At 71.2% G+C, this 25,352-nt stretch carries 22 protein-coding genes; 16 read left to right on the forward strand and 6 right to left on the reverse strand.

Annotated elements, in window-relative coordinates:
• The first annotated feature begins 76 nt into the window (after window positions 1-76).
• On the forward strand, window positions 77-1,180 hold the full coding sequence (locus MNOD_RS17165; RefSeq protein ID WP_015930201.1) for a CaiB/BaiF CoA transferase family protein: 1,104 nt from the start codon (window positions 77-79) through the stop codon (window positions 1,178-1,180).
• Window positions 1,181-1,492: 312 nt separating this feature from the next.
• Here MNOD_RS17165 and MNOD_RS17170 read toward each other — a convergent pair whose 3' ends face one another.
• Genes MNOD_RS17170 through MNOD_RS17180 form a run of 3 tightly spaced genes read right to left on the reverse strand, consistent with a single transcriptional unit; the run spans window position 1,493 to window position 2,703 of the window.
• A complete protein-coding gene (locus MNOD_RS17170) occupies window positions 1,493-1,747 on the reverse strand; it encodes an anti-sigma factor family protein (RefSeq protein WP_015930202.1) in 255 nt (84 codons plus the stop codon).
• A gap of 16 nt (window positions 1,748-1,763) precedes the next feature.
• Window positions 1,764-2,408 (reverse strand): RNA polymerase sigma factor, encoded by a 645-nt coding sequence (locus tag MNOD_RS17175; RefSeq protein ID WP_015930203.1) that lies wholly within the window; start codon window positions 2,406-2,408, stop codon window positions 1,764-1,766.
• 37 nt (window positions 2,409-2,445) lie between these two features.
• Window positions 2,446-2,703, reverse strand: coding sequence for a hypothetical protein (locus MNOD_RS17180; protein WP_015930204.1), 258 nt, complete (start codon window positions 2,701-2,703; stop codon window positions 2,446-2,448).
• Between the two features lie 142 nt (window positions 2,704-2,845).
• On the opposite strand from MNOD_RS17180, the gene MNOD_RS17185 reads away from it, so the two are divergent.
• Together MNOD_RS17185 and MNOD_RS17190 are read left to right on the forward strand one after the other, a co-directional pair.
• Window positions 2,846-4,333 (forward strand): carboxypeptidase M32, encoded by a 1,488-nt coding sequence (locus MNOD_RS17185; RefSeq protein ID WP_015930205.1) that lies wholly within the window; start codon window positions 2,846-2,848, stop codon window positions 4,331-4,333.
• A 103-nt stretch (window positions 4,334-4,436) separates the two neighbouring features.
• Complete coding sequence (locus MNOD_RS17190; protein WP_015930206.1) at window positions 4,437-5,093, forward strand: glutathione S-transferase family protein; 657 nt, start codon at window positions 4,437-4,439, stop codon at window positions 5,091-5,093.
• Between the two features lie 91 nt (window positions 5,094-5,184).
• Here the strand turns inward: MNOD_RS17190 and MNOD_RS17195 are convergent, their stop codons facing one another.
• Window positions 5,185-6,765, reverse strand: a complete 1,581-nt coding sequence (locus MNOD_RS17195) for a putative bifunctional diguanylate cyclase/phosphodiesterase (protein WP_015930207.1) — start codon at window positions 6,763-6,765, stop codon at window positions 5,185-5,187.
• Window positions 6,766-7,206: 441 nt separating this feature from the next.
• On the opposite strand from MNOD_RS17195, the gene MNOD_RS17200 reads away from it, so the two are divergent.
• The 7 genes from MNOD_RS17200 (at window position 7,207) to MNOD_RS17230 (ending at window position 14,406) form a co-directional block, all read left to right on the forward strand.
• Window positions 7,207-8,154 carry a LysR family transcriptional regulator gene (locus tag MNOD_RS17200; protein WP_015930208.1) on the forward strand — a complete coding sequence of 316 codons (948 nt, stop codon included), beginning with the start codon at window positions 7,207-7,209 and terminating at the stop codon, window positions 8,152-8,154.
• A 167-nt stretch (window positions 8,155-8,321) separates the two neighbouring features.
• Window positions 8,322-9,452 (forward strand): ABC transporter ATP-binding protein, encoded by a 1,131-nt coding sequence (locus MNOD_RS17205; RefSeq protein ID WP_015930209.1) that lies wholly within the window; start codon window positions 8,322-8,324, stop codon window positions 9,450-9,452.
• Between the two features lie 35 nt (window positions 9,453-9,487).
• A complete protein-coding gene (locus MNOD_RS17210) occupies window positions 9,488-10,234 on the forward strand; it encodes an HAD-IA family hydrolase (protein ID WP_015930210.1) in 747 nt (248 codons plus the stop codon).
• Window positions 10,235-10,238: 4 nt separating this feature from the next.
• The gene (locus MNOD_RS17215; protein WP_015930211.1) at window positions 10,239-11,537 is read left to right on the forward strand and encodes an NAD(P)/FAD-dependent oxidoreductase; all 1,299 of its coding nucleotides are present in this window, start codon (window positions 10,239-10,241) and stop codon (window positions 11,535-11,537) included.
• Between the two features lie 27 nt (window positions 11,538-11,564).
• Complete coding sequence (locus MNOD_RS17220; RefSeq protein ID WP_015930212.1) at window positions 11,565-12,614, forward strand: ABC transporter substrate-binding protein; 1,050 nt, start codon at window positions 11,565-11,567, stop codon at window positions 12,612-12,614.
• Window positions 12,615-12,749: 135 nt separating this feature from the next.
• Entirely contained in the window at window positions 12,750-13,616 is an 867-nt protein-coding gene (locus MNOD_RS17225; RefSeq protein WP_015930213.1) for an ABC transporter permease, read from the forward strand.
• A 1-nt stretch (window position 13,617) separates the two neighbouring features.
• Window positions 13,618-14,406 (forward strand): ABC transporter permease, encoded by a 789-nt coding sequence (locus MNOD_RS17230; RefSeq protein ID WP_015930214.1) that lies wholly within the window; start codon window positions 13,618-13,620, stop codon window positions 14,404-14,406.
• Window positions 14,407-14,462: 56 nt separating this feature from the next.
• Here MNOD_RS17230 and argE read toward each other — a convergent pair whose 3' ends face one another.
• Complete coding sequence (gene argE / locus MNOD_RS17235) at window positions 14,463-15,605, reverse strand: acetylornithine deacetylase (protein ID WP_015930215.1); 1,143 nt, start codon at window positions 15,603-15,605, stop codon at window positions 14,463-14,465.
• 776 nt (window positions 15,606-16,381) lie between these two features.
• Here argE and MNOD_RS17240 point away from each other — a divergent pair.
• A complete protein-coding gene (locus MNOD_RS17240; RefSeq protein ID WP_015930216.1) occupies window positions 16,382-17,662 on the forward strand; it encodes an NAD(P)/FAD-dependent oxidoreductase in 1,281 nt (426 codons plus the stop codon).
• 19 nt (window positions 17,663-17,681) lie between these two features.
• On the opposite strand, the gene MNOD_RS17245 is transcribed toward MNOD_RS17240, so the two are convergent.
• Window positions 17,682-18,587: a LysR family transcriptional regulator gene (locus tag MNOD_RS17245; RefSeq protein WP_015930217.1), complete on the reverse strand. Its 906-nt coding sequence runs from the start codon at window positions 18,585-18,587 to the stop codon at window positions 17,682-17,684.
• A gap of 152 nt (window positions 18,588-18,739) precedes the next feature.
• Here MNOD_RS17245 and MNOD_RS17250 point away from each other — a divergent pair, with 152 nt between their 5' ends.
• From MNOD_RS17250 to MNOD_RS17270, 5 genes are read left to right on the forward strand one after another with little or no spacing between them, the layout of a single operon-like run.
• Window positions 18,740-20,281, forward strand: coding sequence for an ABC transporter substrate-binding protein (locus tag MNOD_RS17250; RefSeq protein WP_015930218.1), 1,542 nt, complete (start codon window positions 18,740-18,742; stop codon window positions 20,279-20,281).
• A 12-nt stretch (window positions 20,282-20,293) separates the two neighbouring features.
• Entirely contained in the window at window positions 20,294-21,208 is a 915-nt protein-coding gene (locus tag MNOD_RS17255) for an ABC transporter permease (protein ID WP_015930219.1), read from the forward strand.
• Window positions 21,205-22,158, forward strand: a complete 954-nt coding sequence (locus MNOD_RS17260) for an ABC transporter permease (RefSeq protein WP_015930220.1) — start codon at window positions 21,205-21,207, stop codon at window positions 22,156-22,158. Before MNOD_RS17255 ends, MNOD_RS17260 begins: the two co-directional genes overlap by 4 nt.
• Before the next feature lie 47 nt (window positions 22,159-22,205).
• Complete coding sequence (locus MNOD_RS17265) at window positions 22,206-23,627, forward strand: M20 family metallopeptidase (RefSeq protein ID WP_043748899.1); 1,422 nt, start codon at window positions 22,206-22,208, stop codon at window positions 23,625-23,627.
• A 2-nt stretch (window positions 23,628-23,629) separates the two neighbouring features.
• Window positions 23,630-25,252, forward strand: a complete 1,623-nt coding sequence (locus MNOD_RS17270) for an ABC transporter ATP-binding protein (RefSeq protein ID WP_015930222.1) — start codon at window positions 23,630-23,632, stop codon at window positions 25,250-25,252.
• Window positions 25,253-25,352 lie beyond the last annotated feature (100 nt).

The raw sequence follows: 25,352 nt of genomic DNA on the forward strand, positions 1-25,352 counted from the left end.
CGGCTTGCCCCGGCGCGTTTCTCTTCCTGTAGCATGAGGCGCCGCGCGAGACGTGGCCACGGGAGGGAATGCCGCGATGACCTCGACCATCTCAGCCCGGGAGGCCGGGCACGGGCCGCTCGCGGGCCTGCGCCTCGTGGAGTTCGCCGGGATCGGCCCGGGCCCCTTCGCGGCCATGCTGCTCGCGGATCTCGGGGCCGAGGTCGTCCGCATCGCCAGGCCGGGCGGCTCCGATCTTTACGCGCGCCACGTTCTGACCCGCAGCCGCGCCACCGTGACCGCCGACCTCAAGGATCCGGCCGATCTCGCCCGGGTGCTGGATTGCCTGGACCACGCCGATGCGCTCATCGAGGGGTTCCGGCCAGGGGTGATGGAACGCCTCGGCCTCGGCCCCGACCTGGTCCTCGCCCGCAACCCCCGGCTCGTCTACGGGCGCATGACCGGCTGGGGCCAGGAGGGGCCGCTCGCCCGCAGCGCCGGGCACGACCTCACCTACATCGCCGTGACGGGGGCGCTGGCGGCGATCGGGCCGCGCTCGCATCCCGTTCCGCCCCTGAACCTGCTCGGGGATTTCGGCGGCGGCGCGCTCTACCTCGCCATGGGCCTGCTCGCGGCCGTCCTGTCGGCCCGCGCGACCGGCGCGGGGCAGGTCGTCGATTGCGCGGTCTGCGACGGGGCCGCCTCGCTGATGGCCATGACGGCCGATTTCGCCGCGCAGGGGCGATGGGTCGAGGAGCGCGAAGCGAATCTCCTCGACGGGGGAGCGCCCTACTACCGCACCTATCGCTGCGCGGATGGCGGCTTCGTCGCGCTGGCTCCACTCGAACCGCAATTCTTCGCGGAGTTCCGGCGCCGGGTCGGCCTGGAGGAGGATCCCGCCTTCGACGACCGGGACGGCGCCGCGCTTCGGCGCCGGCTGGAGGAGCTGTTCCTCACCCGCACGCGCGCGGAATGGTGCCGGCTCCTCGAAGGCAGCGATGCCTGCGTGGCGCCCGTCCTCTCCTTGAGCGAGGCGCGGCATCACCCGCATCTCGCGGCGCGCGGCACCTACCTGGAGGTCGACGGTGTCATGCAGCCGGCGCCCGCGCCGCGCTTCTCGCGCACGCCAGCGGCGATCCGCACCGACCTGCCGAGGACAGACCTGGAGGCGATCGCGCGGACGTGGCGCGAACGGACGTGACGATCACCCTGACGATACGGTCTCCGGACGATGGTTCGGAGACCGTCGTCGCGCCCGGTCTTCCCTCGCCCGCTCTCCCTGCCCCGGGCGCATGCAGCGCCAGCGGAATGCGACCCGGGATCCAGCACGAAAAGTCGCGCAGCGACCGCTCGTCAGCCACGCTGGAGACAACCGGAGCCGCTGCGCGGCAACTCACCGTACTGGGTCCCGGATCTCCTTCCGCTGGCGCTCCCGTCGTCCGGGAAAGGGAGGCTCCGCGCCGCGCCCGAAGCGAGTGCGTTTTCGATCGAGGCGGCGCGTCCGCCGCACGGCTCAGATGCGGCCGCCCGGCTCGTCCGTTCCCCGCAGCGCAGCGGCGACGAGCGCCTCCTCGCGCTCCGGATCAAGGGCCGGCGGGGCCGCGCCGCGCAACAGGCGCTGCGTGGCCCTGAGCTGCGCCACGAAGCGCCGGCAGGGGGCGCAAGCCGCAAGATGCAGCCGCAGGCGCATCCGGGTGGCGAAGCCGGCCTCGCCGTCGATCAGCGCGCCCGCGCGCTCGGCCACGTCCCGGCATCGCATCAGCGGCATTGCTCTCCTCCCTGCATCACGGCGCTCGGCGCGGGGGCGCCTCCCGGGTCAGGCGCTCGAAGGTCGCACGGATCCGGATCCTTGCACGGTCGAGGAGCGCGCGCTGGCGCGCCTCGCTCAGGCCGAGCAGGGTTTCCGTCTCCCGGACGCCAAAACCTTCGACGTCGCGCAGGCGCAGCACCGCGGCCTGGAGCGGCGGCAGCGCCCCGATCGCCTCCTGCACCGCCGCCCAGACCTGACGGCCGGCCAGCGCCCGCTCGAGATCGACCTCCGACCAGTGCCAGGGCGGATCGCGCCAGTGCCCGTCGGGGAGAAACGCCGCTTCGTCGAAGGCCTCCGCCTCCGCTCCAGGCGCAGCGAGATCCGAGAAGGTGCTGGTGCGCTGCCGCGCCAGGACCGCCTTGCGGGCGAGGTTGAGCACGATGCCCGTGAGCCAGGTGCGCAGGGAGGCGCGCCCCTCGAAGCCGTCGAGATTGCGCATCATGGCGATCCAGGCCTCCTGCACCACCTCCTCGGCAGATTCGGGCGGCAGCGCGGCCCCGCGCGCCACCGCGACGAGGCGCAGATGGTGGCGCCGCACCAGCAGCCGGAACGCCGACTCGTCGCGCGCCCGCAGGCGCGGCAGCAGATCCTCGTCGCTCGGGTCCTCCGCCCCCGCCATGGCTCCTCCCAACTGGCCGGCGCATGGCGCCGGGGCCTCAGGGCGCCGGGTCGCGGTCCTTCCGCTTCGGGACGACGGCCTCGGTGATCAGGGCGATCACCTGCGCGCAGGTCTCCTGCGCGAGCTTCAGGGAATCCTGCGCCTGCCGGTAGGCCTGCTGCGCCGCGTAGAGGTCACGGGCCTGGGCGGCCGCGGCCGCGGCGTTGTGCAGATCGAGCAGCTTCCGGCCATGGTCCAGGCAGAGCCGGTTGAGACGCCGCGTCAGGTCGAGAGCCGAGGCGGTGGGATCCTCCATCTGGTCGCTCCGCTGCATGCCGGATCGGTCGCTCCGCTCCATGCCGGGCCGCGATCCGGACGGGTCGCCGCGCGGCCGCGTCGATGATAGCCAAGGCGCGGCGGGTCCGCGAGCCGGACCCCGCGGAGGATCAGGCCGGGCCATGCAGGCGTACCGCTCTCTCGCTCTCACCTTCTCGCGGCTCCAGGCACTGGAAGGCGCGGCGGGCATTCTCGGCTGGGACTCGCAGACCCTGATGCCCGACGGTGCCGCGGAGGGGCGCGCCGATCAGCTCGCGACGCTGCGCGGGATGATCCACGACCTCCTCACCGCCCCCGCGACCGGGGAGGAACTGGCGCGGGCGGAGGCGGAGCCGCTCGGCGACGCGGAGCGCACCAACCTGCGGGAGATGCGCCGGATCCACCGCCATGCCTCGGCGGTCCCGCGCGACCTCGTGGAGGCGAATTCCCGCGCCGTGCTGCGGGCCGAGATGGTCTGGCGGGAGGCGCGCCGGACCGCCGACTTCCCGCTCCTGCTGCCGCACCTCGCCGAGGTGCTGCGGGTCCAGCGCGAGATCGGACAGGCCAAGGGCGCGGCCCTCGGCCTGCAGCCCTACGACGCGCTCCTCGACGGCTACGATCCGGGGCTGCGCCGCAGCCTCATCGATCCGCTCTTCGCGGAGCTCCGCGCGGTCCTGCCCGGGCTGATCGAGGCGGCCCGCGCACGGCAGGCTCGGGAGCCGACGGTCCTGGCGCTCCCCGGCCCTTTCGCGATCGAGCGGCAGCGGGAGGTCTGCCTGTCCCTGATGCGGGCCGCCGGGTTCGACTTCCGCCGCGGCCGCCTCGACGTGAGCCTGCATCCCTTCTGCGGCGGCGCCGTCGACGACGTCCGGATCACCACTCGGTACGACGAGACCGACCTGATGCGGGCGCTGATGGGCGTGCTGCACGAGACCGGGCATGCCCTCTACGAGCAGGGCCGCCCGGCCGCGTGGCGGGGCCAGCCCGCCGGCGAGGCGCGCGGCATGAGCCTGCACGAGAGCCAGTCCCTGATCATCGAGATGCAGGCGGGCCGCTCGCGGGAATTCGTCGCCTTTCTGGCGCCCCTGCTGCGGGAGACTTTTCGCGGTGAGGGTCCCGCCTGGAACTCCGAAAACCTCTACCGGCTCTCCACGCGGGTCGAGCCCGGCCTCATCCGGGTCGATGCGGACGAGGTGACCTATCCGGCGCATATCCTCCTGCGCACCGAGCTCGAGACGGCAATGCTCGCAGGCGATCTGTCGCCTGCCGACCTGCCGGGCGCCTTCAATGCCGGGATGCGGGAGCTTCTCGGCCTCGACGTCCCCAACGACGCGCTCGGCTGCCTGCAGGACATCCACTGGCCCGGCGGCTCCTTCGGCTATTTCCCGACCTACACGCTCGGGGCGATGATCGCCGCGCAGCTCTTCGAGAGCGCGGCCGCGGCCGAGCCGGACCTCCGGCCCGCCCTCGCGCGGGGCGACTTCTCGCCCCTGCTGGCGTGGCTGCGCACGAACGTGCATGCGCATGGCAGCACGCTCGACACTGAGGACCTGCTCGTCGCGGCGACCGGCCGGGGGCTCGCGAGCGAGCCCTTCCTGCGCCACCTGCGGCGGCGCTACGTCGAGCCGTAGCCACACATGGCTCGGTCGCCGCGAGGTGGATCGAGCTCTGCGCGCAACGAGCCTCCGGCGGCTCGGCCTGAAACCATGTCGCTGTCGCAAGGAAGAAGCAGCCATGATCACGCTCTACGGCGTCCTGCGGTCGCGTGCGGCCCGCAATGTCTGGCTAGCCAAGGAACTCGGGCTGTCCTTCACGCGGGTGCCGGTGATCCAGGCCTATCGGCTGCCCGACCCGCTCGCCGCGGATGCTCCGCTCAACACCGCCTCGCCGGCCTTCCGGGCGATCAATCCGAACGGACGCATCCCGGCCCTGGTCGACGGCGACCTGACCCTCTGCGAGTCCTTCGCCATCAACCTCTATCTCGCGCGCAAGCATGGCGGCCCGCTCGCCCCGGCGGATCTGCGCGAGGACGGGCTGATGACCATGTGGTCGCTCTGGGCCGTGACGGAATGCGAGCCCCACGGGCTCGCGATCCTGCTCCACAGCGGCGGGGAGCGCAGCGAATCCGACCGGCGCACCGTCGCGACCGCGATCGAGACCCTGCGCCCCGCCTTCGCGGTCCTGGAGGCCGCTCTGCGGAAGGCAGGCGGCTTCCTCGTCGGCGGCCGCTTTACGGTCGCCGACATCAACGTCGCCGAGGTGCTCCGCTACGCGCAGCCGGCGACCGCGTTCCTCGCCGAGCACCCGGCCATCGGCGCTTGGCTCAACGCCTGCCAGGCCCGGCCAGCCTTCCGGGAGATGATGGCCGAGCGCAGCACCGAGCCCGCCTGAGCCGCGGCGCCCCGGCCGTCCCGCGGCCCCGGGCCTGCCTCCTCCCGAGGCCACGAGCCTCGAGGCGGCGGGCCGTCGGGCCGCGCTCCCGTCAGGCCGCGCTCCTGGCCTCCAGCATGGCCTTCTGCGCGTCGGCCGGCGCGACGAGGATCCGGTCGATCGCCTCCTTGGGCATCGGGGCGCCGAACAGATAGCCCTGGCCGTAGTCGCAGCCCTGGCCGGACAGCCATTCGACGCTGGCGGCGGTCTCGATCCCCTCGGCGGTGGTGGTCAGGCCGAGGCTCGTGCCGAGCTTGATGATCGCATCGACGAGCTTCGCCCGCTCCTCGCTCATCGTGATCGAATCGACGTAGCTGCGGTCGATCTTCAGCTTGTCGAACCGCAATTCGCGCAGGTGATAGAGGCTGGAATAGCCGGTGCCGAAATCGTCGAGCGCGATGCGCACGCCGAGGTTCTGCAGGGATGTCAGCGTGGCGCGGGTGGCCTCCAGATCCTGGACGAGGGCGGTCTCGGTGATCTCGACCTCGAGCCGGTTCGGCGGGAAGCCGGTTTCGGTCAGGATCGCCAGGATGCGTTCGGCGAGCCAGCGATCCTGGAACTGCTGCGGGGCGATGTTGACGGCCAGCCGCAGATGGCTCGGCCATTCCCGCGCGTCCAGGCAGGCCTGCCGGAGCAGCCGGCAGCTCAGCTCGGCGATCATGCCGGTCTCCTCGGCGGCCGCGATGAACTGGTCGGGCGTGAGGAGGCCCCGGATGGGATGCCGCCAGCGGGCCAGCACCTCGACGCCGACGAGATCCTGGTGCGGGAGCGACACGACGGGCTGGTAGAACGGCTCGATCTGCCCGCCCTCAATCGCCGCCCGCAGCTCGCTCTCGAGCTGGGCCCGCTCCTTGAGTTCGAGATCCATTGCGCTCTGGAAGAAGCGGTAGGTGCCGCGCCCCTCCTTCTTGCCCTGGTACATGGCGAGATCGGCCGCATGCATGATGGCGTGAGCGTCGAGGTCGTCGCGCGAGATCAGCGTGATCCCGATCGTCGCCCCCACCTTCAGCTCGGCCTGCGCCCATTCGACCGGACGCGCGATGCTGGCGATCACCTGCTCGGCCAGCCGGGCGAGGGCCTCGCTCCCGAGCTCGGCGCGCACGAGCAGCGCGAATTCGTCGCCGCCGAGCCGGGCCGCCAGTCCCTGACTCGGGGCGAGGCTGCGCAGGCGATCGGCGATGGCGCACAGGACGGCGTCGCCTGCGGCGTGCCCGTAGAGGTCGTTGACCGGCTTGAAGCGATCGATGTCGATGAGGAGCACCGCACCCGAGACGGGCGAATGGTCCCCCGCCAGCAGCTTGTCGATGGCTTCGAGCAGGAGGCGGCGGTTGGCCAGCCCCGTGAGCGCGTCGTGGCGCGCGACCGCCTCGGCATGCGCGGCGGCCATGTCGCGCTCGCGCATGACGCGGCGGAGCTTGAGCGATTTCCGGACGGTGACGCCGACCAGGGTCAGGCCCATCAGCATCGCGAAGGTGAACAGGTCGGACAGGCCATGCTGGAGGATGAACAGGTTGAACGCGGCGAACACGCCGAAATTGGCGCCGATCAGCCCCCAGAACCCGGCGATGACGAGCAGGCAGAGCGCTTCGTAGAGCTCGCCTTCGCCCCAGGTAGCACGCGACTTCGCGGGCATGGATCCTCCCCCCTCGCTCGGACGACAGCAATGCCATGCACAGTTTAACAATCAGTCCAGACCGACCGATCGTCTGTTTTTCGACGATGATCTGGTTAATTTTCTCCGAAAAAGAACCCGCCATATGAGAACAACTCATGACAATGTGAAGCATTCGTCCCGCCGGACGAAGTTTCATCCTTGTCCCTGAGGCCGTGAACCGGGCGGGTGCCGGAAGCCTGCCCGCAAGGGATCGCCGCCGGCGGATGCCGCGCGAGGTCGACGGAGAAGTACGGCCGGATCCGATCCCCGATCACAGCCGATCGGCAGCCCGGTCATGGGCCGCAGGAATCACCGCCGCCTCCCCGAACCCCGCTTCGCGGCGAAGCGCCCACAACAGCCTTCGATTCTCCCGCGATTTCTGCGACGAAGTCGGTCCTGCCGACCGAAGGATGCCCGGAGATGAACCCGCTGCGCAGGATGCTCCCCTCCAATCACGCTCTGTTCGTGTTCGAGGCCGTGGCGCGCCATGCCAGCTTCACCAAGGCCGCCGCGGAGCTGAACGTGACTCAGCCCGCGGTCAGCAAGGCGATGGCGCAGCTCGAGCGGCATCTCGGGGTGCGCCTCCTCGGCCGCTCGGCCGAGGGCGTGACGCTGACGGAGGACGGAGAGATCCTCTACCGGCGCGTCGCCGACGGCTTCCGGGGCATCGAGGCGGCTCTGCGGGAGATCGACATCCGGCGCACCGGCATCGACACGATCACCCTGTCCCTGTCATCGGCCTTCACCACGCATTGGCTGATGCCGCGCATCAACACGCTGCAGGAGACGTTTCCGGCGGTCGATTTCCGCTTCCAGCTGATCCCGGGGGCGCTCGGCGGCCCGGTCGACAACGTCGATCTCGGCATGCGCTTCGTCGAGGGCCCCGATCTCGACCACGAGGCGGTCTTCCTGATCAACGAGGTGATGCTGCCGGTCTGCAGTCCGGCCTACCTCGCCGGCCGCAACGCCGCCGGCAGCCGCACCACCTTCGTCAATCTCACGGCCTCGTCGCCGAACTGGACCGGCGGCGTCGATCCGGGCCCGGACTGGAACGGCTCGCGGGCCTCCCTCAACTTCTCCGATTATGCGGTGGTGCTGCAGGCGGCCCTGCTCGGCCAGGGCGTGGCGCTCGGCTGGATCAGCGTGGTGTCGCACTGGCTCGCCACCGGCGATCTGGTGCCGGCTACCGAGCGGCTCACCCGCACGGCAAGGACGTGCCAGCTCATCCACCTGCGCTCGCGCCCGCTGCGCAGGTCGGTCGCAGCCGTGCGGGACTGGATCATCGCCGAGATGCGGGCCGAGGTGGCGCGCGTCGACGACCTTTATCCCGACCTCGGCATCGGCCGGGCGAGCTTCGGCTTCCCATAACCGGTGGTTATGCCGGGGCGGTTTTTTCTGATGTTGAAAGTAAGGGCCGCTTTTGTGAGCTTTCGCTCGGTACACGAGCGGACGGGAAAGCGGTTCCTGCAATGGCGACGTCAGTATCGACCGTTGAGCTGAAAGGTAAGCCGCTCTCTGGCGGCAGCATCCTCACCGTGGCGGCATCCGGATCGACCGCTCAGCTGAATCGCGAACCGCTCTCCGGCGGCAGCGTCGGGGTGTCGATCCGCAACGCGACGCGGCGCTACGGCACGTTCACGGCTCTCGACGACATCTCCCTCGACGTGGCGCCCGGCGAGTTCCTCTCGCTCCTCGGGCCGTCCGGCTCGGGCAAGACCACGCTGCTCGGGATCCTCGGCGGCTTCACCGTGCCGTCCTCCGGCAGCGTGCATTTCGGCGAGGTCGACGTCACGCTGGTGCCGCCGCACAAGCGCAACATCGGCGTGGTGTTTCAGAACTACGCGCTGTTTCCCCACCTCACGGTGGGCGAGAACGTCGCCTTCCCGCTCCGCGCGCGGCGCGAGCCGAAGGCTTCTTGGGCCGCCCAGGTGTCCCAGGCGCTCGCGCTGGTGGAACTCGCCGGCTACGAGAACCGGGCGATCTCGCAGCTCTCGGGCGGCCAGCGCCAGCGCGTGGCGCTCGCCCGGGCCATCGTGTTCCGGCCGCGGCTCATCCTGATGGACGAGCCCCTCTCGGCCCTCGACAAGCAGCTGCGCGAGACGATGCAGATCGAGCTCCGGCGGCTGCACCGCCAGCTCGAGGCCACCATCATCTACGTCACGCACGACCAGCGCGAGGCGCTGACGATGAGCGACCGCATCGCCATCCTGCGCGGCGGCCGGCTCGCCCAGGTCGACACGCCGGAGCGCCTGCACGACCGGCCGGCAAGCGCCTTCGTGGCGAGCTTCATCGGGGAATCGACCCTGGTGCCGGTGACCCGGGCGGGGGATGACGCGGTGGCGTTCGGCGCCACCACCCTGCGCAGCGCCCGCCCGCTCCCGCCGGGATCCGGCCTACTCCTGGCGATCCAGACCGAGAAGCTGCTCATCGCGGAGGCCGGGGCCGGTGCCGAGGCGGGCTACAACCGGCTGACGGGCCGGGTGACCGATATCGTCTACCAGGGCGAGAGCCTGAAGGTGTTCGTGGCGCTCGACGGCGGGCCCGAGATCAGCCTGCGCCAGCCGGCCCACCATGCCGGCCGCCTCGCCATCCCGCCGCCCGGCGCGGCCCTGACCGCCCTGCTCCACCCGCAGGACACGATCATCGTGCCCGCCGAGCCGGCCTGAGCCTCACGTCCCTCCTCTCCCCGAAAGGAACCTCCATGTCCGCCCCCTCCCTCGACAGCTTCAAAGTCCTGACCTTCGACGTCGTCGGCACCCTGATCGACTTCGAGAGGGGCATCCTCGACCATCTGCGCGCGGTCTCCGGCCGCAGCCGCGACGAGCTCAGCGACGAGCGCATCTTCGAGGTCTACCTGAAGGGCCGCGAACTCCACGCCAAGCGCTCCAGCGAGGTCTTCGCCGACGTCTACCGGCACGTCGCCAGGGAGCTCGGCTTCCCCGACACCGACGAGGCCGCGGACGCGTTTCAGCTCTCGGTGCTGCGCTGGCCGGCCTTCGCCGATTCCGCCGCGGCCCTGAAGCGCCTGCGCCGGCATTACCGCCTCGTCGCGATGACCAATGCCGACCGGGTCGCGTTCTCGTTCTACGCCCACACCCTCGGCACGCCGTTCGACGACAGCGTGACCTACGACGACACCGGGGTGGCCAAGCCCGATCCGCAATTCTTCGCCTTCAACCGCGGCCGGCAATCCGCCTTCGGCTACAAGCAAAGCGACATATTGCACGTGGCCCAGAGCCAGTATCACGATATCGGCATCGCCCGGGACCTCGGCTACACTGTCTGCTGGATCGAGCGCCGGCAGGGGCTCAAGGGCTTCGGCGGCACGCCGGCGCCGGCCAAGCTGACCAAGCCCGACTTCCACTTCCCCACCCTGGAGAAGCTGGCCGACGCCGCCGACGCGGCCTTCGCGGCCCGCTATGCGGCGTCAGCCCAGCGCGCGGCCTGAGGCGATGCATCCGCTGCCTCCCGCCGCCTCGCTCTGGGCCGCCAGCGCCGCCCCGGCGCCGGCGGCATCCGGGCCGCTCGACGGGGACGTCCAGGCGGATGTCGCCGTGGTGGGGGGCGGCTATACCGGCCTGTCGGCGGCGCTGGCGCTGGCCGAGCGCGGCGAGCGGCCGGTGGTGCTGGAGGCCAACACCATCGGCTGGGGCGCCAGCGGCCGCAACGGCGGCGTGGTCTCGGCGAAGTTCCGGCTCTCCTTCCAGGCCATCGCGGCGGCCCACGGGCTCGCGGTGGCGCGCCGCATGCACGCGATCGCGCACGAATCCGTCGACACCCTGGAGCGGATGATCGAGGAGCACGGCATTGCGGAGGCGAACTACGCCCGGATCGGCCAGGTCAAATGCGCCCACACCCCGCGCACCCTGGCGGCGGCCCTGGCCGAGATGGAATGGATGCGCCGGGAGATGGGCGACCGTTCCGTCTCCCCGCTCTCCCGCGAGGAGGTTGAGGCGGAGACCGGCTCGCAGGATTTCGTCGGCGGCGTCCTCTCGTCCCATGCGGGCGGCCTGCACCCGCTGAACTATGCCCGCGGCCTCGCCCGGGCGGCGGGCGGGCGCGGCATCGCGATCCACGAGCAGAGCCCGGCCACCGCCTTCCACCGCGAGGCGGGCGGCATCCGGGTCGAGACGCCGGGCGGCTCCGTGCGGGCCCGGCAGGTGATCGTCGCGACGAACGGCTACACGGACCTCACCCGGGCCACGGACGCCCTGCGTACCCGCCTGATCCCCTTCCGCAGCGCGATCCTCGCCACCGAGCCGCTCTCAGAGAACCTGCGCGCCGCGCTCCTGCCGAGTCGGCGGATCTACGTCGAGACACGGCGGATGATGCGCTGGTTCCGCATGGTCGACGGCCGCATGGTGTTCGGCGGGCGCGGCGCCTTCGGGCGTACCGATTCCGAGGCCGCCTTCGCGGTGCTGCGCCGGGCCATGGTGCGCAGCTTCCCGGCGCTCGCCGATACGCCCGTGGCCTTCCGCTGGTCGGGCCTCGTCGGCATGACCCTCGACGCCCTGCCGCATGTCGGCCGGCTCGACGACCGCGTGAGTTTCGCCATGGGCTACAATGGCGCCGGGGTCGCCATGGCGACGCATCTCGGCCGCTACGCCGCCGCCTTCGCGGTGGGCGAGAGCCCGGATGTGGGGCTCCTCGGGGCCGGCCGGTTCCAGCCCGTGCCCTTCTACTCCTTGCGCGAACCCGTGATCCGGCTCGTTGCCGGCTGGTATCAGTTCCTGGACGCGATCGGCCGCTGAACGGCCCAACACGGAGGGGTAGCCGAGATGGCATCGTTGCTTCGCAAGACCGCCCTGGCCCCGCTGGCCCTGCTCGCCTGGACGGCCGGCCCGGCCTCGTCCGCCGAGCAGATCACCTTCGTGTCCCAGGGCGGCGCCTACCAGCAGGCCCAGACCGTCGCGATCCTCGATCCCGCCGCCAAGGCGCTCGGCATCACCATCAATCAGGACAGCGCCCCCGATGCCTGGCCGGTGATCCGCACGCAGGCAGCGACCGGCAAGCCCACCTGGGACGTGGTCGACACCCCGACCCAGGACTGCGTGCGGGGCGGAAAGGCCGGGATGATCGAGAAGCTCGACTTCTCCAAGATCCCGAACGCGGAGGCGATCCCGGCCACTTACAAGACCGAATACTCCGTCCCCTACGAGTTCTATTCGAGCGTTCTCGCCTACAGCAAGAGCAAGTACGGCAAGAATCCGCCCCAGAGCTGGGCCGACTTCTGGGACGTGAAGAAATTCCCGGGCGCGCGGGCGCTGCGCAACCATCCCTTCGCCACTCTGGAGGCAGCCCTGATGGCCGACGGCGTGGCGCCCGACAAGCTCTACCCCCTCGACGTCGACCGGGCCTTCCGCAAGCTCGAGGAGATCAAGCCCCACATCTCCGTGTGGTGGACCTCCGGCGGCCAGTCCGCGCTGCTGATCCAGGGCGGCGAGGTCGACATGGAGATGATCTGGAACGGCCGCGTCTCGGCCGTGATCGACGCGGGCGCGGATGCCGCCTTCACCTTCAACCAGGGCATCCTGCAGAGCACCTCGCTGTGCATCCTGAAGAACGCCCCGAACCTCGCCACCGCCGTGAAGTTCGTGAACCAGGCGATCGACCCGAAGCTCCAGGCCAACCTGCCGCTGCAGATCCCCTACGGCCCCGGCAACCCGGCCGCCTTCGACACCGGCATCATCCCGGCCGACCTCGCCGCCAAGCTTCCGAGTGCGCCCGACAACGCCAGGAAGCAGGCGGTGCTCTCGGCCGCGTGGTGGACCTCGGAGGCGGGCGACGCGGCGCTGAAGCGCTGGGCGGAGTTCGTGCAGAAGAAGTGATCCGCGCGGCGCCACCCCGCCCGGCGCCGCGGCGCGGATCCGGACCCATGGGGCGGGTGGGCGCCGCGTGCCATGCCACGACACCGCGCGGGCCGGTCTGTCGGCCGGCATCGCTTCCGCCGGAGACCCGATCCCATGACGCAGGACAGCGCCGCGATGATCCGGCACGAGAGGCGCGAGCGGCTCCTCGTGCTCGCGCTGCTCGCCCCCGCCCTCGCGGTGGTGACGGTGCTGCTCGTGGTGCCGCTCCTCTGGCTCGCGGCCCAGTCCGTCTATGTCGACGGGTTCACGCTCGAGAATTACCAGCGCTTCCTCACCGAGGACATCTATTGGCGCAGCTTCCTGCTGACCTTCCGCATCGCCTTCACCGTCACGGTCCTGGCGGTGCTGCTCGGCTATCCGGTCGCCTATGCGGCCGCGACCCTGCCGCGACGCTGGAGTCTCGTCGTCCTCGGCATGGTGATCCTGCCGTTCTGGACCAGCGTGCTGGTGCGCGCCTATGCCTGGATGGTGCTGCTGCAGCGCCGCGGGCTCGTGAACTCGGCCCTCCAGGCGCTCGGCCTCATCGACCAGCCGCTGGCGCTCATCAACAACGAGTTCGGCACCGTTCTGGCGACGCTGCACATTCTGCTGCCCTTCATGGTGCTGCCTCTCTACGCCACCATGCAGCGCATTCCCGGCGACCTGATGCTCGCCGGGGCGAGCCTCGGCGGCAGCCCGTTCCACGTCTTCGTGCGGGTGTTCCTGCCGCTCTCGATGCCCGGGGTGGTCGCCGGCACGGTCCTGGTCTTCGTGCTGGCGCTTGGCTTCTACATCACGCCGGAGCTGCTCGGCGGCGGGCGCACCTTCATGGTGTCGATGCTGGTGAGCCGCAACGTCGAGATCTACAATCAGTGGGGCGCGGCGAGCGCGATCAGCGTCGTGCTGCTCGTCTGCGTGTCCGTGATCTTCCTCCTGGCCTCCCGGGTGGTCCCGGTGGAGCGGATCATGGGAGCGCGCTGAGATGACCGCCTCCCTCCCGACCCGTCTGTTCCTCGGCACGCTCGTCGCGCTGGTGCTGCTGTTCCTGGTGGTGCCGGTCCTGATCGTCGTGCCGATGTCGTTCTCGAACGCGCGCTTTCTGACCTTCCCGCCGCCCGGCTATTCCCTGCGCTGGTACGAGGCCTTCTTCGGCAACCCCGCCTGGATGCAGGCGGCGCGGGTGAGCCTCGGGGTGGCGGTCGCGACCGCCATCGGCGCGACGCTGATCGGCACGGCGGCCGCCTATGCGCTCGCCATGAGCGGCGCGCGCCTCGCCCGCAGCCTCACGGTCCTGCTGCTCCTGCCCCTGATCGTGCCGATCGTGATCACGGCGATCGGCGTGTTCTTCGTCTTCGCCAAGACCGGGCTGCTTGCGACCATGCCGGGGCTCGTGCTCGCCAACATCATGCTGGGCACGCCCTACGTGGTGACCTCGGTGCTGGCGGGCCTGCGCGGCTTCGACCCGGCGCAGGAGATGGTGGCGCGCAGCCTCGGCATGAACCGCCTGCGGGCCTTCCTGACCGTGACCCTGCCGCAGATCCGCCCGAGCGTGGTCTCGGGCGCGCTCTTCGCCTTCATCTCGGCCCTCGACGAGACCGTGGTGGCGATCTTCATCTCCGGCGGGCCGAACCAGACGCTGACGAAGCGCATGTTCACGTCCCTGCGCGACGAGATCGATCCGACCATCGCGGCGATCTCGTCGCTTCTGACCGCGGCCTCGCTCATCGTGGTGATCCTGGCGAGCCTCGGCGCCCGACGCGGCCGGGCCTGAGGCGACGCGCGTCCTGCTCCCGGCAGGAACCGCATCGGACGGATCCGAAGAGCGCCTCAGCGCAGCCGCGCGGCGAGCCGGCGCAGCATCGCGCAGCAGGCATCGAGATCCGCGGCCGCGATGAACTCGTCGGGCTTGTGGGCCTGCGCAATGGAGCCCGGGCCGCAGATGATCGCCGGGATCCCGGCCGCCTGGTACAGCCCGGCCTCGGTGCCGAAGCTCACCGCCCCGCGCGCTTCCCGGCCGGACAGGTCCTCGGCCATGGCCCGCAGATCCGCGTGGTCGGGCAGGTCGAGGGCCGGATAGCCGGAGAGCACCTCGCTCTCGACCTGCACCGGCCGGCCCTCCGCCTGCAGGGGCGCGAGCCAGGCGGCGATCGCCTCCTCCAGCGCAGCGTGCAGCGCCATGGGATCGGTGCCGGGAATCGCCCGGGCCTCCCAGTCGATCGCGCATTGGTCGGGCACCACGTTGACGCTGGTACCGCCGGCGATCACGCCGACCTGCAGGGTCGAGGCGGGCGGCTCGAAGGCGGGATGGAACGGCCCCTCTCGCGAGAGCCTCTCGTGGAGGTCCCGCACCAGCCCGACGAGGTCGGCCGCATGGTGCACGGCGTTCTCGGCGAGGTCGGGCCGCGAGGAATGCCCCGCGCGCCCGCGCACGATGAGCCGGCCCGCGACCTTGCCCTTGTGGCGCAGGACGGGATGCAGGTCGGAGGGCTCGCCGACGATGCAGCCGAGCGGCGGCGCGCAGAACTCCGGCAGGCGGGCGATCAGGTGGCGCACGCCCACGCAGCCGACCTCCTCGTCGTACGACAGGGCGATGTGAAGCGGGCGCTGGAGGTCCCGCCCGATCTCCGGAAGCGTCGCGAGGAGGCAGGCGACGAAGCCTTTCATGTCCACGGCGCCGCGTCCGATGAGGCGGTCGCCCGCGCGCCGCAGCCGGAAAGGGTCGCCGGTCCAGCCCGCCGCGGGGGCCGGGACCACGTCGAGATGGGCCGAGAGGATGTAGCCGGGCACTTCCCGGGGCCCCAGGGTCGCGAACAGGTTCGACCGGTCGCCCTCCGGCCCGGGAATGATCTGCGCGGCGATGCCATGGCGTGCGAGGTGCTCGCGGACATAAGCCACGATCGCACCGTTCGGCGTGCGGCAGACGGACGGGAAGGCGACGAGGTCGGCGAGGATCTGCTGGACGTCGGACACGAGAGAGCCCCTTCGATCGGCGATGGGCCGGCCTAATGCCTGTCAGGCATTTTTAGAAGCGCCCGGCAGTCTCCAGGTCGCAGCCTCCAAGTCTTCGATGTGGCGGATGTCCGGATTGAGAACCGAGGCCCTAAGACCGGTGTCCATATCTGCCTGGATGTCTTTGCTTCCGCATCATGCGGTTTCCGGTTGATCCGTTCGGAGACAAGAGGGCGCGGGAAGCGCGGGATCCCCTCTCCCGTGCGGGAGAGGGGCAGGGGTGAGGGTCCCGGACGGATCCGCAATAATCCTGAAGCCGTGGTGGTGGCAGCGGCACGGTTCAGTCCTCTTGCTGAACCACCTGGGCCCTCACCCCTACCCCTCTCCCGCACGGGAGAGGGGTTCCCCGCGCGGACTCGTCTCGGAAGGAATCAACCGGAAGCCGAATCATTCGCCGAACCGTGGGACAGTTCGGCGAATGATGCTTGTAATGCTTGGTATCCCGGGTGCCACGCCCGGCCGCTTTCCGCCCCCGCCGGCTCGACGCAAAATCCCGTCCGACCGCGCGCATGCTCCGGCCGCCGACGCGCGGAGCCGAACGCTGCGCGCCAAACCTCTTCCCGCGAGGGCGGCAGATGTGCTGAAGGGAAGCGTCGCGCCCCGCGACGGCCTAGAGCAGGATCCGTTCACGGTGGAACGGACCCTGCTCTCGGCTTTTGATTGTGCCGCATTTTCTGCGACGAACCGGCATCCACTTCGTCGGAAAATGCTCTAGCCACCAACCACCGAGGAGCCGCATGACCCTCCACGTCGCCGTGATCGGATCCGGCATCGTCGGCGCCGCGACCGCCCTGACCCTGGTGCGGGACGGTTGCCGCGTCACCCTGATCGAGCCCGGGGAACCCGGCGGGCCGCAGGCGGCGAGCTACGGCAACGGCGGCTGGATCAGCCCGGCCTCGATCGTGCCGATGTCGATGCCGGGCCTCTGGCGCAAGGTGCCCGGCTATCTGCTCGATCCGGGCGGGCCGCTGACCATCCGCTGGTCGCATCTGCCGCGCCTCGCCCCCTGGCTGCTGCGGTTCCTCCGCGCCGGATCGAGCGTCGCCAAGGTGGAGCGGACCGCGCGGGCCCTGCGCTCGCTGCTCGTCGATGCGCCCGCCCGCCACGCCGCCCTCGCGGCGGAGATCGGGCGGCCCGAGCTGATCCGCCGGCAGGGGCTGCTCTATCCTTACGCGGACCGCGCCGCCTTCGCGGCGGACGCCCTGGCGTGGCGGCTGCGCTGGGACAACGGCGTGCGCTGGCTCGAACTCGGCCCCGACGAGCTGGCCCAGCTCGAACCCGCGCTGGCGCGCCACTACACCTTCGGGGCGCTGGTCCAGGAGGGGGCGCATTGCGTCGATCCGGGCGGCTACGTCGCGGCGATCGCCGCGACTGCCCTCGCGCAGGGGGCCGAGCGCCTCCACGCCGCCGCCACGGGCTTTGCGATCGAGGGCGGCCGCCTCAGGGCGGTGCAGACGAATGAGGGGCCGGTCGCCTGCGACCGGGCCGTCGTGGCGGCGGGCATCCGCGCGAAGGATCTCGCCCGGCAGGCGGGCGACCGGATCCCGCTCGAGAGCGAGCGGGGCTATCATGTGATGCTGTCCCCGCCCGATCCGGCGCCGCGCACACCGATCATGCCGGGCGACACCAAGATGGCGAACACCGTGATGGCGCAGGGCCTGCGCGCCGCTGGCCAGGTGGAGCTCGCCTCCCTCGACGCGCCGCCGAATTGGCGGCGGGCCGAGATCCTGCTCGGCCACATCGTCTCGGCCTATCCGGGCCTTGCCGCACAGGGCCGGCCGCCGGAGGAGCCGCAGCGCTGGATGGGCAACCGGCCTTCGACGCCCGACGGGCTGCCGGTCATCGGGACGGCCTCAGGGTGCGCCGACATCGTCTACGCCTTCGGGCACGGCCATGTCGGGCTGGCCTGCGGCCCGGTGACGGCGCGGGCCGCGAGCGACCTCGTGCAGGGCCTCGCCCCGCCCGTCCCGCTCAGCCCCTTCTCACCCAAGCGGTTCCGGCGGGGACGGGCGGCCTGAGCGCCGGGATCGGGCGCCCTCAGGCCTTGCGGCCCACCGGCGGCAGCGCGGCGATGAGTTCGCGCAGGAAGGCCTGCACGGCATGGGGCAGGCGGCGCTCCCGCATGGTCTGCACCTGGATGCCGCGCATCAGCCCGCCATGCGCCCGGATCGGGATCGAGACGAGCTCGCCGAGCCGCAGCGGCGTCTGCACGGACAGCGCCGACATCACCGCGAGGCCCCGCGAGCGCCGCACGAAGGGCAAGAGCGCCGAGAGGATGTTGGCGGTCAGCACCGGCTCGACGGTGATGCCCTCCGCCTCGCAGGCGGCGTCGAAGACGCGCCGCGCCGTGGTGTCCCGGGTCGGCAGCGCGATCGGGTAGGCGGTGAGGTCGGCGAGCCGCCGCACCGGGGTCCCCGCCAGCGGATGATCGGGCGCCGAGAGCGCGATCATCTCCACCTGGTGGTCGTAGATCACCTGCACGGGTGCGGTCGGGGCGAGCGTGAAGGTCATACCGATATCGGCGTCTCCCGCAGCCACCACCTGCGTGACCTGCGCGGGCGGCAGGATCGCCAGCTCGAAGCGGATGCCGGGATGGCGCGCGTGGAACTCCGCGACCGCATTCGGCAGGACATCGAGGGCGAAGCCTTCCGAACTCGCCACCCGGATGAGGCCGCGGGCGAGGCCCTGCAGCTCGCGGATCTCGGTGACGACCTGATCGGTGCGCACCAGCACCTGATGGGCGTGCTGCGCCAGGAGCTCGCCGGCCGGGCTCGGCACCATGCCGCGCGGGCGCCGCTCGAACAGCACGCAGCCGAGCTCGAGTTCGAGATTCGCGATCTGGCGGCTGATCGCCGAGGCGGCGACGTTGAGCTGGGCGGAAGCCGCGGCGATCGAGCCGGTGCGGGCAACCGCCAGGAAATACCGCAGGCTGCTCGTCTGCATCGCCTCTCCCTTGCCGAATCGGCAACGATCGCATCGCTAAATTCTACTTGTTGCGATCCCTCCTGCTCAACATCCTGGCAGGGTCAAAAAATCGGCAGGGCTCGGGCGGATGGCAGCCGGGCGCCGCCGCCGCGCTCCAGGGGCGATCCGACATGCTGAGACAGACCTTCGCGGCCTCCCACCTCGCCGGCCGGACGCTCGCGGCCCTTCTGCTCGCCGGGGCGGCCGGGCCCGCCCTCGCCGGCAAGGCGAACGACACGCTCGTCTACGCCTCGGACAGCGAGCCGGAGAATGTCAGCCCCTACCACAACAGTGTCCGCGAGGGCGTGATCCTGGCCCGCAACGCCTGGGACACGCTGATCTACCGGGATCCCGCCACGGGCCGCTATCAGCCGATGCTGGCGACCGCCTGGAAGTGGATCGACCCGGTGACGCTGGAGCTGACCATCCGCGAGGGCGTGGTCTTCCACAACGGCGATCCGCTCACGCCCGAGGACGTCGCCTTCACCTTCAACTACGTGCTGACGCCCGAGGCGCGCACGGTCACCAAGCAGAACGTGGACTGGATGAAGTCCACCGAGGTCGTCGACGCCCACACGGTGCGCATCCACCTCAAGGCGCCGTTCCCGGCCGCGCTCGAATACCTGTCCGGCCCGACCCCGATCTTCCCCGCCGCCTATTTCAAGAAGGTGGGCCTCGACGGTTTCGCCAAGGCGCCGGTCGGCACCGGCCCCTACCGGATCGTGAGCGTCGAGAGCGGGCGCGGCGTGAAGCTCGAACGCTTCGAGAAGTACTGGTCCGGCAGCCCGATCGGCAAGCCGAAGATCGGCAAGCTCGAATTCCGCGTCATCCCGGACGGCGACAGCCGCATGGCGGAACTCGTCACCGGCGGCGTCGACTGGATCTGGCGCGTGCCGGGCGACCAGGCCGACCAGCTGCGGGCGGCGCCCGGCGTGACGGTGCTGAGCGCCGAGACCATGCGGGTCGGCTTCCTGCAGTTCGACGTGACGGGCCGGGCGATGGCGAATTCGCCGCTCAAGGACCCGCGGGTGCGCCAGGCCATCTCCTACGCCATCGACCGCAAGGCGATGGTGGACAACCTCGTGCGCGGCGGCGCGCGCGTGATGAACGCGCTCTGCTTCATCGAGCAGTTCGGCTGCGTCGAGGAGGGCGTGCCGCGCTACGCCTACGATCCCGCCAAGGCCAAGGCGCTCCTGAAGGAGGCGGGCTATCCGGACGGTTTCGAGATCGACCTCGCGGCCTATCGCGAGCGCGAATATGCGGAGGCGGTCATCGGCTACCTGCGGGCGGTCGGCATCAAGGCGCGGCTCAATTACCTGCGCTACGCCGCCTTCCGGGACGCGCTGCGCGGCGGCAAGGTCTCGATCGGCTTCCAGACCTGGGGCTCGTTCTCGGTCAACGACGTCTCGGCCTTCACGGGTGTCTATTTCCGCGGCGGCGATGAGGACCTGACCAAGGACCCGGCCGTCATCGCGGCGCTCCAGGCCGGCGACACGGCGAGCGACCCGGAGCAGCGCAAGGCGAAATACGGGGAGGCGCTCAAGCGCATCGCGGGCGAGGCCTACGCCCTGCCGATGTTCTCCTACCCGTCGAACTACGCGTTCACGCAGGATCTCGCCTTCACGGCGCAGCCCGACGAGGTGCCGCGCTTCTACGCCGCCTCCTGGAAGTAAGGCGCCCGGCCGATGCTGCGCTTCACCCTGCGTCGCGTCCTCGTGGCGCTCAGCGTGGCCGTCACCGTGTCGGTGGCGAGCTTCATGCTGCTGCATCTCTCCGGCGACCTCGCCACCGCGATCGCCGGCCCGGAGGCCACGGGCGCCCAGATCGAGGCGATCCGGATCCAGTACGGGCTCGACCGGCCGATCCTCGCCCAGTTCTTCGCCTGGGCCTGGAACGCGCTGCATCTCGATTTCGGCCACTCGTTCTACTTCCGCGAGCGGGTCACCGACCTGATCGCGGCGCGCCTGCCGGTGACGCTGATGCTCGGCGTCGTGGCGCTCGCGGTCGCCCTGTTCGTGGCGATCCCGCTCGGCGTGCTGGCGGCGGTGCGCCGCGACACCTGGATCGACCGGGTGGCCCTGTTCGTGTCGGTCTTAGGCCAAGCGATGCCGAGCTTCTGGTTCGGGCTCACCCTGATCATGATCTTCGCCGTGAACCTGCGCTGGCTGCCGGTCTCGGGCAACGCCACCTGGAAGCACTTCGTGCTGCCAGCCGTCGCGCTCGGCTACTATGCCATGCCGGCGGTGATGCGGCTCACCCGCAACGGCATGCTGGAGGTGCTCTCCTCCGACTTCGTCCGCACCGCCCGCGCCAAGGGCCTGCCCCCGCGCAAGATCCTGATCCGCCATGCCCTGCGCAACGCCGTCATTCCGGTGATCGCGCTCGCGGCCGTGCAGTTCGGCTTCATGCTCGGCGGCTCGATCGTGGTCGAGGCGGTGTTCTCGCTCCAGGGCCTCGGCCAGCTCGCCTGGGAATCGATCGCCCGCAACGACTTCCCGGTGGTCCAGGCGATCGTGCTGGTGCTGGCGATGATCTACATCGCGCTGACGCTCGCCGCCGACCTCCTCAACGCCTTCCTCGATCCGCGGCTGCGCCAATGATCGTCCCGACCTCCTCGACGCCGGCCGAATCCGGCCTTGCCGCTTCCCAGACCCTGGCGCAGGCGGGCACCGAAGCGCCGCTTCCCGCCGCGCGCTCGCCCACCGCGATCGCCCTGCGCCGGGGCCTCTCGCATGCGGGCTTCCTGATCGGGGCCGTGCTCCTCGGGCTGATCCTGGTCGCGGCGATCGCCGCTCCGCTCATCGCGCCCCACGACCCCTACGCGCAGGACGTCTCGCGCCGGCTGATCCCGCCCTTCTGGCAGGCCAAGGGCAGCTGGGAGCACCTGCTCGGCACCGACAAGCTCGGGCGGGACTATCTCAGCCGCCTGATCTACGGCAGCCAGATCTCCCTGCTGATCGGCATCTCGGCGGCGCTGATCTCCGGCCTGATCGGCACCACGCTCGGCATCCTCGCCGGCTATTTCGGCGGCCGGGTCGACGCGGTGGTGAGCTACATCGTCACCACGCGCCTCGCGCTGCCCGTGGTGCTGGTGGCGCTCGCCATGGCGGCGCTGGTCGGCGGCTCGCTCAAGGTGGTGGTGCTGGTGCTCGGCCTGCTCCTGTGGGACCGCTTCGCCGTCGTCACCCGGGCGGCCACCCGGCAGGTGCGCAGCCAGGACTTCGTCGCGGCGGCCGAGGCGGCGGGCTTCACCACGGCGCGGATCCTCCTGCAGGAGATCCTGCCCAACATCCTCAACGCGCTCATCGTCGTGGCGACGCTCGAGATGGCGCACGCGATCCTGCTCGAAGCCGCCCTCTCCTTCCTCGGCCTCGGCGTTCAGCCGCCCCTGCCCTCCTGGGGGCTGATGATCGCCGAGGGCAAGCCGTACATGCTGTTCCAGCCCTGGGTGATCACCATCCCGGGGGTGGCGCTCCTCGTCCTCGTGCTCGCCATCAATCTCCTGGGCGACGGCCTGCGCGACATCACCGCCCCGGAGGAAAGGCGGTGACCCCGCCGGCCCTCCCGGTTCCGCGTTCCCCCATCGCGAGTCCCCCCATGTCCCGACACGACGCCATCGCGCTGGCGACCCGGCATTTCGACGACGGCGGCTTCCTCGCCACCCTGCAGGAGGCCGTCGCGCGCCCGACCGAGAGCCAGGCGCCCGGCCAGCTCCCGGCGCTCACCGCCTATCTCACCGATCTCGTCGCGCCCGCCGTCGCGCGCCTCGGCTTCACGAGCCGCATCCTCGACAATCCCGATGGGGTGCACGGGCCCTTCCTGATCGCGGAGCGCCGCGAGGGCGAGGATCTCCCCACCGTGCTGATCTACGGCCACGGCGACACCGTGCGCGGCTACCCGGAGCAGTGGCGCGAGGGCCTGCATCCCTGGCGGATCGTGGTCGAGGGCGAGCGCTGGTACGGCCGCGGCACCGCCGACAACAAGGGCCAGCACCTCGTCAACCTCGCGGCGCTCGAGGCCGTGATGCGGGCCCGCGGCGGCCGCCTCGGCTTCAACACCAAGCTCGTCATCGAGATGGGCGAGGAATCGGGCTCCCCTGGCCTGCGCGAGATCTGCCGCGCGGAAAGCCGCGCGCTCGCCGCCGACCTGCTGATCGCCTCGGACGGGCCGCGGGTGAGCGCGGAGCGCCCGACGATCTTCCTCGGCTCGCGCGGCGCCTTCAACTTCGAGCTGATCGTGAACCTGCGCGAGGGCGGGCACCATTCGGGCAACTGGGGCGGGCTCCTGCGCAATCCCGGCACGGTGCTGGCGAATGCCATCGCGAGCCTGGTCGATGCCCGCGGCACGATCCTGATCGACGCCCTGCGCCCGCCGCCGATCCCGGAGGGCGTGCGCGCGGCGCTCGCCGACATCACGGTGGGCGGCGACCCGAACGCGCCGGCGATCGACGAGGGCTGGGGCGAGCCGGGCCTGAGCCCGGCCGAGCGGGTGTTCGGCTGGAACGCCCTTGAGGTGCTCGCCTTCAAGACCGGCGACCCGGACGGCCCGCTCAACGCGGTGCCGCCCTCCGCCAAGGCGACGCTGCAGCTGCGCTTCGTCGTCGGCACGGACTGGCAGAACCTCATCCCGGCGATCCGCGCGCATCTCGACGCCCACGGCTTCCCGATGGTGGAGGTGAGGGCCGCCCGCACGGAGGTGTTTCGGGCCACCCGCCTGCCGGTCGAGGACCCCTGGGTCGCCTGGGCCCTTGCCTCGATCGCCGAGAGCACCGGCAAGCGGCCGGCGCTGCTGCCCAATCTCGGCGGCTCGCTGCCGAACGACGCCTTCTCGGAGATCCTCGGCCTGCCGACCCTCTGGGTGCCGCATTCCTACCCGGCCTGCTCGCAGCACGCGCCCGACGAGCACCTGCTCGGGCCGATGACCCGCGAGGCGCTCGGGCTGATGGCCGGTCTGTTCTGGGATCTCGGCGAGACCGGCCCGGCCGTGCTCGCCCGCCGCAGGGAAGCGCAAGGGGACTGAGCATGACCGAGCCCGTCCTGCGCATCCGGAACCTGACGCTCGCCCTGCCCAGGGGCGCCGACCGTCCCTTCGCGGTCGAGGATCTCTCCCTCGACCTGATGCCGGGGCGCATCCTCTGCGTCGTCGGCGAGTCGGGCTCGGGCAAGTCGATGAGCGCCTACGCGCTCACCGGGCTCCTGCCCCGGGGCTTGCGGCCGACGGGCGGGCGCATCGAGTTCGAGGGGCGCGACCTCCTCGCCCTCGACGAGCGCGGCTGGCGGGACCTGCGCGGGCGGCGCATCGCCATGGTGTTCCAGGAGCCGATGACGGCGCTGAACCCCGTGATGCGCATCGGCGACCAGATCGCCGAGATGTTCGAGGCGCACGGGCTGCTGAGCGGGCCGGAGCGCCGCGCCCGCGCAGTGGCGCTCGCCGCCGAGGTGGGGCTGCCGGACCCCGAGACCATCGTGCGCGCCTATCCGCACCAGCTCTCGGGCGGGCAGCGGCAGCGGGCGATGATCGCCATGGCGCTCGCCCTCGAACCCTCGATCCTGGTGGCCGACGAGCCGACCACGGCGCTCGACGTCACCACCCAGGCGCAGATCCTGCGGCTGATCCGCGACCTGCAGCAGCGGCGAGGCATGAGCGTGCTGTTCATCACCCACGATTTCGGGGTGGTGGCCGACATCGCCGACCATGTGGCGGTGCTCCAGCGCGGCCGGCTCGTCGAATCCGGCACCGCCCGGGAGGTGCTGGAGAATCCGCAGCACCCCTATACCCGGGCGCTGCTCGCGGCGGTGCCGAGCCTCGCGCCGCCCGAGCGCGCGCCTCTCCACGATGAGCCGGTGGTGCTCTCGGCGGTCGGCCTGACCAAGACCTACGCCACCCGCACCGGCCTGTTTGGCCGCCCGCGGGTGGTCGCGGCCGTGAAGGAGGTGGCTTTCGACCTGCGGCGCGGCGAGACGCTGGGCCTCGTCGGCGAATCGGGCTCCGGCAAATCGACGACGGCGCGGCTCGCGATCCGGCTGGTCGAGCCCGATCGCGGCACCGTGCGCCTCGGCCCGCTCGACTACACGGCGCTCGGTTCCGCCTCGCTGCGCCGGGAGCGCAAGCGCATCCAGATGATCTTCCAGGATCCGTTCGCCTCCCTGAACCCCCGGCGCACCGTCGAGCAGATCATCACGGCCGGCCCGATTGCGCACGGCGTCCCGGCCTGGCAGGCCCGGGCGCGGGCGCGCGAGCTCCTCGAACTGGTCGGGCTCCAGGCGAGCGCCGCGGAGCGCTACCCCAACGCCTTCTCGGGGGGGCAGCGTCAACGCATCGGCATCGCCCGCGCGCTCGCCATGGAGCCGGATGTGCTCGTCGCCGACGAGGCGGTCTCGGCCCTCGACGTCTCGGTCCAGGCCCAGGTCCTGCGGCTCTTGGAGGAGCTGAAGCAGCGCCTCGGCATCGCGATGCTGTTCATCACCCACGACCTGCGCGTCGCCGCCACGATCTGCGATCGGATCGCGGTGATGCATCGCGGCGAGATCGTGGAGGAGCGGCGGACCGCGGAGCTTTTTCGGGCGCCCGCCCACCCCTACACCCGCTCCCTGCTCGCGGCCGTGCCAGGCCTGCGGCTCGAAGAGGGGCGGGGCGCCGCGTGAGCGCCCCGGCCGGGGCAGCACTAAAAATAGAACCTGACCTGCATGGGAACCGCTGCGGGATCCCGCGCCTCGATCGTAGCCGAATCAGGCCGTGCGGCCC

Origin of the sequence: Methylobacterium nodulans ORS 2060, assembly GCF_000022085.1 — a bacterium.
Taxonomy (GTDB): Bacteria; Pseudomonadota; Alphaproteobacteria; order Rhizobiales; family Beijerinckiaceae; genus Methylobacterium; species Methylobacterium nodulans.

Bases quoted from the DNA above. Each gene is read 5' to 3' on its own strand.
- MNOD_RS17265 (WP_043748899.1), top strand. From the start codon at position 22,206: ATGTCCCGACACGACGCCATCGCGCTGGCGACCCGGCATTTCGACGAC.
- MNOD_RS17195 (WP_015930207.1), bottom strand. From the start codon at position 6,765: ATGCCCGCGAAGTCGCGTGCTACCTGGGGCGAAGGCGAGCTCTACGAA.
- MNOD_RS17210 (WP_015930210.1), top strand. From the start codon at position 9,488: ATGTCCGCCCCCTCCCTCGACAGCTTCAAAGTCCTGACCTTCGACGTC.
- MNOD_RS17220 (WP_015930212.1), top strand. From the start codon at position 11,565: ATGGCATCGTTGCTTCGCAAGACCGCCCTGGCCCCGCTGGCCCTGCTC.
- MNOD_RS17165 (WP_015930201.1), top strand. From the start codon at position 77: ATGACCTCGACCATCTCAGCCCGGGAGGCCGGGCACGGGCCGCTCGCG.
- MNOD_RS17270 (WP_015930222.1), top strand. From the start codon at position 23,630: ATGACCGAGCCCGTCCTGCGCATCCGGAACCTGACGCTCGCCCTGCCC.
- MNOD_RS17175 (WP_015930203.1), bottom strand. From the start codon at position 2,408: ATGGCGGGGGCGGAGGACCCGAGCGACGAGGATCTGCTGCCGCGCCTG.
- MNOD_RS17190 (WP_015930206.1), top strand. From the start codon at position 4,437: ATGATCACGCTCTACGGCGTCCTGCGGTCGCGTGCGGCCCGCAATGTC.
- MNOD_RS17215 (WP_015930211.1), top strand. From the start codon at position 10,239: ATGCATCCGCTGCCTCCCGCCGCCTCGCTCTGGGCCGCCAGCGCCGCC.
- MNOD_RS17250 (WP_015930218.1), top strand. From the start codon at position 18,740: ATGCTGAGACAGACCTTCGCGGCCTCCCACCTCGCCGGCCGGACGCTC.
- MNOD_RS17240 (WP_015930216.1), top strand. From the start codon at position 16,382: ATGACCCTCCACGTCGCCGTGATCGGATCCGGCATCGTCGGCGCCGCG.
- MNOD_RS17230 (WP_015930214.1), top strand. From the start codon at position 13,618: ATGACCGCCTCCCTCCCGACCCGTCTGTTCCTCGGCACGCTCGTCGCG.
- MNOD_RS17225 (WP_015930213.1), top strand. From the start codon at position 12,750: ATGACGCAGGACAGCGCCGCGATGATCCGGCACGAGAGGCGCGAGCGG.
- MNOD_RS17255 (WP_015930219.1), top strand. From the start codon at position 20,294: ATGCTGCGCTTCACCCTGCGTCGCGTCCTCGTGGCGCTCAGCGTGGCC.
- MNOD_RS17180 (WP_015930204.1), bottom strand. From the start codon at position 2,703: ATGGAGGATCCCACCGCCTCGGCTCTCGACCTGACGCGGCGTCTCAAC.
- MNOD_RS17185 (WP_015930205.1), top strand. From the start codon at position 2,846: ATGCAGGCGTACCGCTCTCTCGCTCTCACCTTCTCGCGGCTCCAGGCA.
- MNOD_RS17245 (WP_015930217.1), bottom strand. From the start codon at position 18,587: ATGCAGACGAGCAGCCTGCGGTATTTCCTGGCGGTTGCCCGCACCGGC.
- MNOD_RS17260 (WP_015930220.1), top strand. From the start codon at position 21,205: ATGATCGTCCCGACCTCCTCGACGCCGGCCGAATCCGGCCTTGCCGCT.
- MNOD_RS17170 (WP_015930202.1), bottom strand. From the start codon at position 1,747: ATGCCGCTGATGCGATGCCGGGACGTGGCCGAGCGCGCGGGCGCGCTG.
- MNOD_RS17200 (WP_015930208.1), top strand. From the start codon at position 7,207: ATGAACCCGCTGCGCAGGATGCTCCCCTCCAATCACGCTCTGTTCGTG.